This is a genomic window from Burkholderia humptydooensis (genome assembly GCF_001513745.1).
Classification (GTDB): domain Bacteria; phylum Pseudomonadota; class Gammaproteobacteria; order Burkholderiales; family Burkholderiaceae; genus Burkholderia; species Burkholderia humptydooensis.
The window spans coordinates 265782-274725 of sequence record NZ_CP013382.1; the positions used below are offsets into that span (position 1 = coordinate 265782).

Here is an 8944-nt window from a genome sequence, read left to right on the forward strand (position 1 = left end):
CAGGCGGTGTTTTGAAGGGGGCGCTATTTTAGCGTAGCGCCGCGCGCGCAGCCGATTCGGCACACAGCACGCGCCGGACAAGTGCCGGGCGAGCGCCCGCGCGCGTCACGGCGCATGCGCGAGCAGTTGCTCGACCTCGCGCGCGATCGCGAGCAGGCGTCGGTCGTTGCCCGCCGGCCCTTCGAGCATCAAGCCCACGGGCACGCCGGTGTGTTTCGACACGCCCGCCGGAATCGATACCGACGGCACGCCGCCGAGCGTCGCCGGCCCGGTCTGACGGATCACGCGCGCGAACAGCGCGTAGGCGGCGTCGGAAGGAAGATCGTGCCCGCTGTCGGCGACGAGCGGCGCTTCGCATTGAACGGTCGGCAGAGCGATGCAATCGACGCCTGTTCGATGGAACGCCTGGTCGTACCAGCGCACGCTGCTTTGCAGCACGTCCATCGCGGCCGCATACACATCGCTCGACGGCGGCGCGTCGATCAGCATGCGGAAAATGTGCCGTACATCGTCGCTGCCGAGCCGGGCGACGAACTCCGCGAACGGCAGAGCGAGCCGCTCGGCGCTGAAGCGCTGCCAGTACGCGAGCGCCTCGAACCCGCCGATCGGGAAGCCGCAAGCTTCGTCCGCTTCGTGCAGCGCGCGGGCGGCGAGCGGGATCAGCCGCGCGCCCGCGTCCGTCAGCGCGGCGAGCGCGCGCTCGGTCAGCTCCGCGACGGCCAGATCGAGTCCATCGAAGTAGGGCGCATCCGGCACGCCGATCCGCAATCCGGCGAGCGCGACCGGCGCGGGCTCGGTGGCATCGCCCGTCAGCACGGCGTCGAGCAGCAGCAGATCGTCGATGCAGTGCGCGATGGGGCCGACTGTATCGCGCGTCGGCGATAGCGCGAGCACGCCTTCCGTCGAGTAGCGGCGCGGCGTCGGCCGCAGGCCGGCGACGCCGCAGAATGCGGCCGGGATCCGCACCGAGCCGCCCGTGTCGGTGCCGAGACCGAACGGAATGCCCGCCGCAACCGCGCATGCCGTGCCGCCGCTCGAGCCGCCCGCGATTCGCGCCGGGTCGTGCGGATTGCGGACCGCGCCGAAGTGGCCGTTCGCGCTCGTGATGCCGAACGCGAGCTCGTGCATGTTCGCCTTGCCTAGCGGCACGGCGCCCGCGTCGAGCAACTGCTGGACGGCCGTCGCATTGCGCGTCGCGCTGAAGCCGAGCAGCGCGGGGCTCGCCGCGTGCGTCGGCATGTCGGCTGTGAAGAGGTTGTCCTTGATGACGAACGGCACGCCCGCGAGCGGCAGCCTGCGGCCGCCCGCGATCTGCGCGTCGATGCGGGCGGCGGCCTGGCGCGCGATCTCCGGCGTGACGTGCGTCATTGCCGCGAGCGGCTCGGCGAGCGCGAGGCGTTCGAGCGCCGCCTCGGCGTGCTCGAGCGCGCGCGCTCGTCCGCCGTTCACGGCATTCGCGACTGCCCGCACGCTCGCGGGCCGGACGCAGGTTTTTCGATGCGACGTCATTGGTCTGTCTCCTTGTGCAGCACGCCGCGACGTGCGGCGCGCGTCATCGTTTCGGTCGGATCGGGAACGTTACGCGGCCGCCTCCTTCAGCATCGAAAGATGTCTGGCCGTCGCGCGCAGTTGCGCGTCGACGTCGTCGACGCGCGGCGCGACGTGCGCGTCGATCCGGCGGACGTACGGGCACGTGAGTGCGGCGATCGCGTGGCCGGACGGCCCGAGAACCGGATACGCGATGTCGGTGACGCCGAATGCCTGGCGGCTTTCCCGCCTGAGCCAGCCGGTCGTGCGGATCTCGCGCAGCAGCGCGTCGAGCTCGTGCATGTCGAGCGCGATTTCGCCCTCCACCTTCGTATGCTCGGCGAGCATCTGCGTGCGTTGCTCGGGCGTCTGGAACGCGAGCAACACGGGGCCCGACGCGGTGTCGACGAGCCCGACGCGCGAACCGAGCCGCACCGAGATGCCCCACGGGCCCGGCCCGTCGACCTGTGCGATCACGAGCAGGTTGCCCCGGTCGTACACGCACAGGTGGCACGATTGCTCGGCCGCGTCGGCGAAGCGCTGCATCGGCGGCAGCGCCTCGGCGATCAGCCGCTTGAGCGGCGGATGGCGGTGGGCGAGCGAGTAGAGCTTCAGGCTCAGCGTGTAGCGGTCGCCGCCCGGCGAGCGGATCACGTATTGGCGCGCGACGAGCCGCTCCAGCATCCGGTAGATCTCGCTCGCATTGCGGCCGAGCTCTTTCGTGATCTCGGTGCGCGTGAGGCCTTCCTTCTGCTCGGCGAGGAGCTCAAGGATATCGAGCCCCTTGTCGAGCGCGGGCGCGCGATAGCGCCCGACTTCTTCGCAATCCTGCGGTTCTTGCGCGGCGCCGGCGGGCAGGTCTTTCCTGGGTTTCATCGGTGGATCGATTGTCTGGGACACGATGCGTCGAACGCCCGGGGCGGCGCGTGTTTCGCGGCTGCGCCGAGTGCACCGATGGATCGTTGGTTCGTATGTAAATTAAGTCACTGCTCCAATAGCAATGATAATCAACGAATGTGAAATCAATACCAATTTTGTTGACAATTGTTGAATAGAAGGCGGTCGACTGCGTATCGATGCGGTCAAAGTATGCGTCGGAGCGGTCGGGAAAAAACGGCGTGATCGAGCAGGCCGGTGCGCTCGCGTGGCTGGAAGCGGGCGTTTGTCACGGACGTCGTTGCGCGGACGCGCGCGGTGACGCGCGGGAGGCATGCGCTGATGGACCTCGGCGAGTCCCGGCGCGGCGGCGGCAAGTGCCGGCGAACCCGCGCGTCGCCAGCGTCTGCTCCAATAGTCGTTATCCGCGACGCAGCGTCTCATCGCGCGCGGCGGATGGTACAAATTGCGCAACGGGCCCGCGCCCGGCGCCGTCGCGCCGGCTCGATCGAGTGCGGCGGAGGCTCGTCTGTCCTGAACTGAAGAGGTCGCCTGTCATGAAACTGCTTCGTTACGGCCCCGTGGGCCACGAAAAGCCCGGGTTGCTCGACGCGGCCGGCCGCATCCGCGATCTGTCGTCGCTGATCGACGACGTCGCGGGCGACGCGCTGTCGGACGCGAGCCTCGCGCGGCTCGCTGCCGTCGATCCCGCGTCGCTGCCGCTCGTCGCGGGCGAGCCGCGGACCGGCGCGTGCGTCGGCCGGATCGGCAAGTTCGTCTGCATCGGCCTGAACTACGCGGACCACGCGGCGGAGGCGGGTCTCGCGGTGCCGACCGAGCCCGTCGTGTTCGGCAAGTGGACGAGCGCGGTGAGCGGCCCGCACGACGGCATCGAGATTCCGCGCGGATCGGTGAAGACCGACTGGGAAGTCGAGCTGGGCGTCGTGATCGGCCGCGCGTGCAAGAACGTCGACGAGGCCGACGCGCTGTCGCACGTCGCCGGCTATTGCGTCGTCAACGACGTGTCCGAGCGCGAATGGCAGATCGAACGCGGCGGCCAGTGGGACAAGGGCAAGGGCTTCGACACGTTCGGGCCGATCGGCCCGTGGCTCGTCACGCGCGACGAAATCGCCGATCCGCAGGCGCTCGACCTGTGGCTCGACGTGGACGGCCGGCGCTATCAGAACGGCAATACGCGCACGATGGTGTTCACCGTCGCGCAGTTGATCGCGTATCTGTCGCGTTGCATGAGCCTGCAGCCCGGCGACGTGATTTCGACCGGCACGCCGCCCGGCGTCGGGATGGGCGTGAAGCCGTCGCCCGTCTATCTGAAGCCGGGGCAGACGGTGCGCTGCGGGGTGGCGGGCCTGGGCGAGCAGCGGCAGACGACGCGCGCGGCGGCGTGACGTGGCGGCGCGGCCGGCGTGCGGCAGCCGATGTGCCGGCAGCGGTTCGCGTTGCACGGCCTCGTTCGCTGCTTCGCGTGGCGGACGGCGTGTGTGCGACGAGGCGTCGATCGTCGCTGTTGCGCGCGTTGTGTCGCGCGTCTTGATCGAACGCGCGGGCGTTCGATCAAGATGTCGTTCACGCCTTCGCCAGCGCCTGATCGAGATCGGCGAGCAGATCGTCGATGTGCTCGATGCCGATCGACAGCCGCACCGTCTCTTCCTTCACGCCCGCCTTCGCGAGCTCTTCCGGCGATAGCTGACGATGCGTCGTCGAAGCGGGATGCGTCGCGAGCGACTTCGCGTCGCCGATGTTGACGAGCCGCGTGAAGAGCTTCAGCGCATCCTGGAACGCGGCGCCGCCCGCGCGCCCGCCCTTCACGCCGAACGTGAGGATGCCCGGCGCGCGGCCCGACAGATAGCGGTCGACGAGCGCGTGATCCGGATGATTCGGCAAGCCGGAATAATCGACCCATTCGACCTTCTCGTGCCCCGCGAGATGCTGCGCGATCCTCAGCGCGTTCTCGCTGATGCGGTCGATGCGCAGCGCGAGCGTCTCGATGCCTTGCAGGATCTGGAACGCGTTGAACGGCGAGAGCGCCGCGCCGGTGTTGCGCAGCGGGACGACGCGCGCGCGGCCGATATACGCGGCGTCGCCGAACGCTTCGGTGTAGACGACGCCGTGATAGCTGACGTCCGGCTCGTTCAGCCGCCTGAAGCGGTCGGCGTGCTTCGCCCACGGGAACTTGCCCGAATCGACGATCGCGCCGCCCAGGCTCGTGCCGTGCCCGCCGAGATACTTCGTCAGCGAATGGACGACGATGTCCGCGCCGTGCTCGAACGGACGCAGCAGGTAAGGCGTCGGCACCGTGTTGTCGACGATGAGCGGCAGGCCGTGGCGATGCGCGACGTCGGCGAGCGCGGCGATGTCGGTGATGTTGCCGAGCGGATTGCCGACCGATTCCGCGAAGATCGCCTTCGTGCGCGAATCGATCAGCGCTTCGAACGCGGCGGGATCGCGCGGATTGGCGAAGCGTGTCGAGATCCCGTATTGCGGCAGCGTATGCGCGAAGAGGTTGTAGGTGCCGCCGTACAGCGTGCTCGACGACACGATGTTGTCGCCCGCCTCGGCGATCGTCAGGATCGAATAGGTGACCCCCGCCTGGCCCGATGCGAGCGCCAGCGCGCCGACGCCGCCTTCGAGCGCCGCGACGCGCTGTTCGAGCACGTCGTTGGTCGGATTCATGATCCGCGAATAGATGTTGCCCTGGACTTTCAGATCGAACAGGTCCGCGCCGTGCTGCGTGTCGTCGAACGCGAACGCGACTGTCTGATAGATCGGCACCGCGGCGGCGCGCGTCGTCGGGTCGGGGCGATAGCCGCCGTGCACGGCGAGGGTTTCGAGGCGCCAGTCGGCGGATGCGGGTTCGGTCATGATGGGTCTCCGATCGGTCTGCTTGTGTCAAGGTGTCGGCCGATTATAGGAGTCGCGGTCGCGCGCTTTTAGCTTGTTTGGTGACAAGCTTATTCGCGGACAAGACAAGTGCCGGGGCGGTGCGCGCAGGCGTGCGGACGATGGGCGGTTAGCCGTCGGCGTCCGCCATGAAATTCAATTCGACGCCGTTTCCCGCCGGGTCGTCGAAGAACAATTGATGCTGACGCGTCAACGGCACGTCGGCGCTCGTGTATCGGATGCCGAATTGCTTCAGACGGGCAATCGTTCCCGGCAGATCGCTGCAGGAGAACGCGACATGGTCGAACGTGTTCGTGACATTTGGCGCACGCGATTCGCCCGGCCCGGCTTCCGACAGATGCAGCACCGCTCGCGCGCCGGCATACAGCCAATAGCCGTGGCTCCGGAACGGCGGGCGATCGCCGGGCCGCAAGCCGACCGCGTTCACGTAGAAATCGCGCAGCGTGTCGAGGAGCGGACGAGGCGCGCGGAGGTTGTAGTGATCGAGGCCGGTGACGGGCATGGCGGGCGGTCGGGGGAGGGAACCGGAGCGGCCATTCTAGCGCGTGTCGAGGGGCGATGTGATGGGGCGCGTCGAATGGCCGGCGCGGCGCGGCTTCATGGACGCTTCCGCCACGCCATGCTACGCCGCCCCGCCCCGCGGCTTCCGCGCCTAGTCGCCCGCCCGCCCCTGCAAATGACGCGCGACCGAAGCGAGCTTTTCGCAAGTCTCCGTCCATTCGCGATCGGGCGTCGACAGCGGAACGAGCCCCGCACCGGCTTGCAGCCAGCAGCGTTCGCCGTCCCGATACACGGAGCGCAGCACGAGCGCGGCATCCATCGCGCCTTCGCTGTCGACGACGAATACGCAGCCGCTGTACAAGCCGCGCAAGCGCTGCTCGTGGCGTCGAATGCTGTCGAGCGCCTCGCGTTTCGGAATGCCCGAAGCGGTGACGGCGGGAAACAGCTTTTCGAACGCATGCCATGCGTGCCGGCCCGCCGCGAGCCGCCCGCGCACGCGCGATGCTAGATGCTGGACGGTGCCGCGCCGATAGACGTTCATGAATTCGCTGACGCCGAGCGTATCGGCGTCGCAGATCGACGACATTTCGTCCATCGCCAGTTGCACCGACACCGCGTGTTCGGCGATTTCCTTCGCATCCCGCAGCAGTTCGCGCCGCAAACGCGCGTCTTCGGCGTCGTCGCCCGTCAATGCGCGCGTGCCGGCGAGCGGTTGCGTGCTGACGAAGCCGTCGGCGCTCACTTCGACCACCGTTTCGGGGCTGAAGCCGTATGCTTCGAAATCGCCGTCGCGGAGCAGGAACGAACGCGCCGGCGTGTTCGTCCGCCGGCCCGCGACGTAGCTCGACACCGTGTCGAGCGACGCAGGAACCTCGACCGCGCGCGACAGGATCACTTTCTGGTACGCGTCGGCCTGCATTTCGCGCACCGCGGACGCGACCTGCTCCTTGTACGCGCGCGCGTCGCGTTCGCCGTCGATTGTTTCGAGACGCGCGCCGGGCTCGGTCTGCTGCGCGGCGTCCTGCGCGTCGACCAATTCGGCGAGCGTCGCGAGCGCGCCGGGGTCCAGGCTGCGGATCAGCGCGCGGCCGCTCGATACGCGAATCTCGCTTTGCGGAATCGCGAGCCGCAGCAACGGCTCGTCGCCGCGCGCGCCGTCGATGCCGTACGTCAGATGAGAAAACTCGAAATGGGCGCGCCCGTATGCGCGCCAAGCGTCGATCCGCACGTCCGCGAGCGCGTGTGCGATCGCGTCGCACGGCTGCGCGTCGCGCCAGCTTGCGCCGTCGCTGCGGCGCACCGTTCCGTCCGGCTCGACGATCACGCTCAGCGCCGAATCGATGCCGATGCTCCATTCGCCGCCGCGCTCGTAGAGCGTGCAGTGCCGGCTCGGCAATGCGCGCATGATGCGCGACGCCAGATCGAGCGGTTCGCTTCGCACGCTCAGGTGGCGTTCGACGTAGCGTCGCGCCGGGGCGGCGTCACGCGCCTTGGCGATCGCGATCAAGCGTTGCTTGTCGATCTTGCCGACCGACGTCAACGGCCAATGCGCGGCGATTTCGATCTGATCCGGCAGCTTGAATTCGCTGAGCCCGCGTGCGCGCAGCGCCTGCTTGAGCGTCGCCGCATCGAGCGCGTCGCGTTGCGGCCGCACGAATGCGCAGATGCGTTCGCCGAGCAGCGCGTCGGGAACCGCGACGACGGCCGAGTCCTGCACGTCCGGCAACGCGTCGATCAGCAGCTCGATTTCCGCGGCGGAGATCTTTTCGCCGCCGCGATTGATCTGCTCTTTGATGCGCCCTTCGACGATCAGATTGCCGGCCGCGTCGCGGCGCACGAGATCGCCCGTGCGGTAGTAGCCGTCGCCCGTGAAGCTGCGCGCGTTGTGCTCCGGCGCGCGGTAGTAGCCTCGGATCGTGTACGGCCCGCGAGTCAGCAGCTCGCCGACGTCGCCGGCGGCGACGTCGCGGCCGTGCGCATCGACGATGCGGACTTCGTCGCGCGGCGACAGCGGCCGCCCCTGCGTATGCGCGATCGTGTCGGGCGGATCGTCGAGCCGCGTGTAGCACAGCAGTCCTTCAGCCATCCCGAATACCTGCTGCAGACGGCAGCCGAGCACGTCGGGCAGGCGGCGCGCGAGCGCCGGGTCCAGCCGCGCGCCGCCGACCTGGACGAGCCGCAGGCTCGACAGATCGCTGCGTTCCCATTCGCGCGCTTGCGCCCAGAGCTGCGCGAGCGGCGGCACGAGCGCGACGTGCGTGACCCGCTCGCGTGCGATCAGCGGCATCGCTTCGTCGCAGCTCGCCGTGTCGGACAACACGACCGCGCCGCCGCTCGCGAGCGTGCCGAGTATGCCGGGGCATGCGAGCGTGAAGTTGTGCGCGGCGGGCAGCACCGCCAGATAGACGCTCGTATCGTCGAGCCCGCAGAGTGCGGCCGACGCGCTGAAGTTGTACGCGTAGTCCGCGTGCGTGCGCGGAATCAGCTTCGGCGTGCCGGTCGTGCCGCCCGACAGGAGCAGCAGCGCGACGTCGTTCGGCGCGGGCGGCGTCAGTGCGCGCGGCGGCGCGTCGAGCGACGCGAGCGGCACGACGCGCTCGTCGGCATCGTCGTCATTGTCGCGACGGCCGGGCTCGCCGTCGACGACGATCCAGCGCAGCGACGGATGCGCGTCGAGCATGTCGGCGGCGAGCGATCGGGCGTCGAAGCCGGCCGTTCCGTCCGCGATGAAATAAGCGCTGGGCTCGGCGATGCGGCAGAGCGCGTCGATGTCGTGCGAGCGTTGGGTCGGCATCGCGAGTACGGGTACCACGCCGAGACGGAACAGCGCGAAGCAGACGGTGACGAACGCGATGCCGTTCGGCAACTGCACCATCGCCCGGTCGCCGGGGCGCAGGCCCAGCTCGTGCAGTGCGGCCGCGAGCCGATCGACCCGGTGATCGAGCGCGACGAACGGCACGCGTTCGCCGCCGGCGACGAGCGCGGTGCGCGTCGCGTGGTCGGCCGCCCAGCGGCGCAGATGTTCGCCGAGCGGCAGCGCGGCGGACGAGATGTCGGGTTCGGCGGCCACGGCGTCGGCCGTTTCGTTCGGATTCGGATGAAGAAGAGTTTCCATGAGCTT

General features: G+C 69.0%; 6 protein-coding genes. 1 reads left to right on the top strand and 5 read right to left on the bottom strand.

The genetic code is table 11. The features are described 5' to 3' along the window. Positions 1-105: 105 nt before the first annotated feature. Both iaaH and AQ610_RS20590 read right to left on the bottom strand, forming a co-directional pair. Positions 106-1509 carry an indoleacetamide hydrolase gene (iaaH, locus tag AQ610_RS20585; protein WP_006029116.1) on the bottom strand — a complete coding sequence of 468 codons (1404 nt, stop codon included), beginning with the start codon at positions 1507-1509 and terminating at the stop codon, positions 106-108. Positions 1510-1578: 69 nt separating this feature from the next. After that, complete coding sequence (locus tag AQ610_RS20590) at positions 1579-2403, bottom strand: IclR family transcriptional regulator (protein ID WP_006029115.1); 825 nt, start codon at positions 2401-2403, stop codon at positions 1579-1581. 557 nt (positions 2404-2960) lie between these two features. On the opposite strand from AQ610_RS20590, the gene AQ610_RS20595 reads away from it, so the two are divergent. After that, the gene (locus tag AQ610_RS20595; RefSeq protein WP_009915970.1) at positions 2961-3809 is read left to right on the top strand and encodes an ureidoglycolate lyase; all 849 of its coding nucleotides are present in this window, start codon (positions 2961-2963) and stop codon (positions 3807-3809) included. 178 nt (positions 3810-3987) lie between these two features. On the opposite strand, the gene AQ610_RS20600 is transcribed toward AQ610_RS20595, so the two are convergent. The 3 genes from AQ610_RS20600 to AQ610_RS20610 all read right to left on the bottom strand — a co-directional run bounded on the left by AQ610_RS20600 (position 3988) and on the right by AQ610_RS20610 (position 8938). Beyond that, entirely contained in the window at positions 3988-5283 is a 1296-nt protein-coding gene (locus AQ610_RS20600; protein WP_006029113.1) for an O-acetylhomoserine aminocarboxypropyltransferase/cysteine synthase family protein, read from the bottom strand. 148 nt (positions 5284-5431) lie between these two features. Further along, a complete protein-coding gene (locus AQ610_RS20605; protein WP_006029112.1) occupies positions 5432-5824 on the bottom strand; it encodes a VOC family protein in 393 nt (130 codons plus the stop codon). 150 nt (positions 5825-5974) lie between these two features. Beyond that, positions 5975-8938 (bottom strand): salicylate synthase, encoded by a 2964-nt coding sequence (locus AQ610_RS20610; protein WP_006029111.1) that lies wholly within the window; start codon positions 8936-8938, stop codon positions 5975-5977. Positions 8939-8944: the final 6 nt, after the last annotated feature.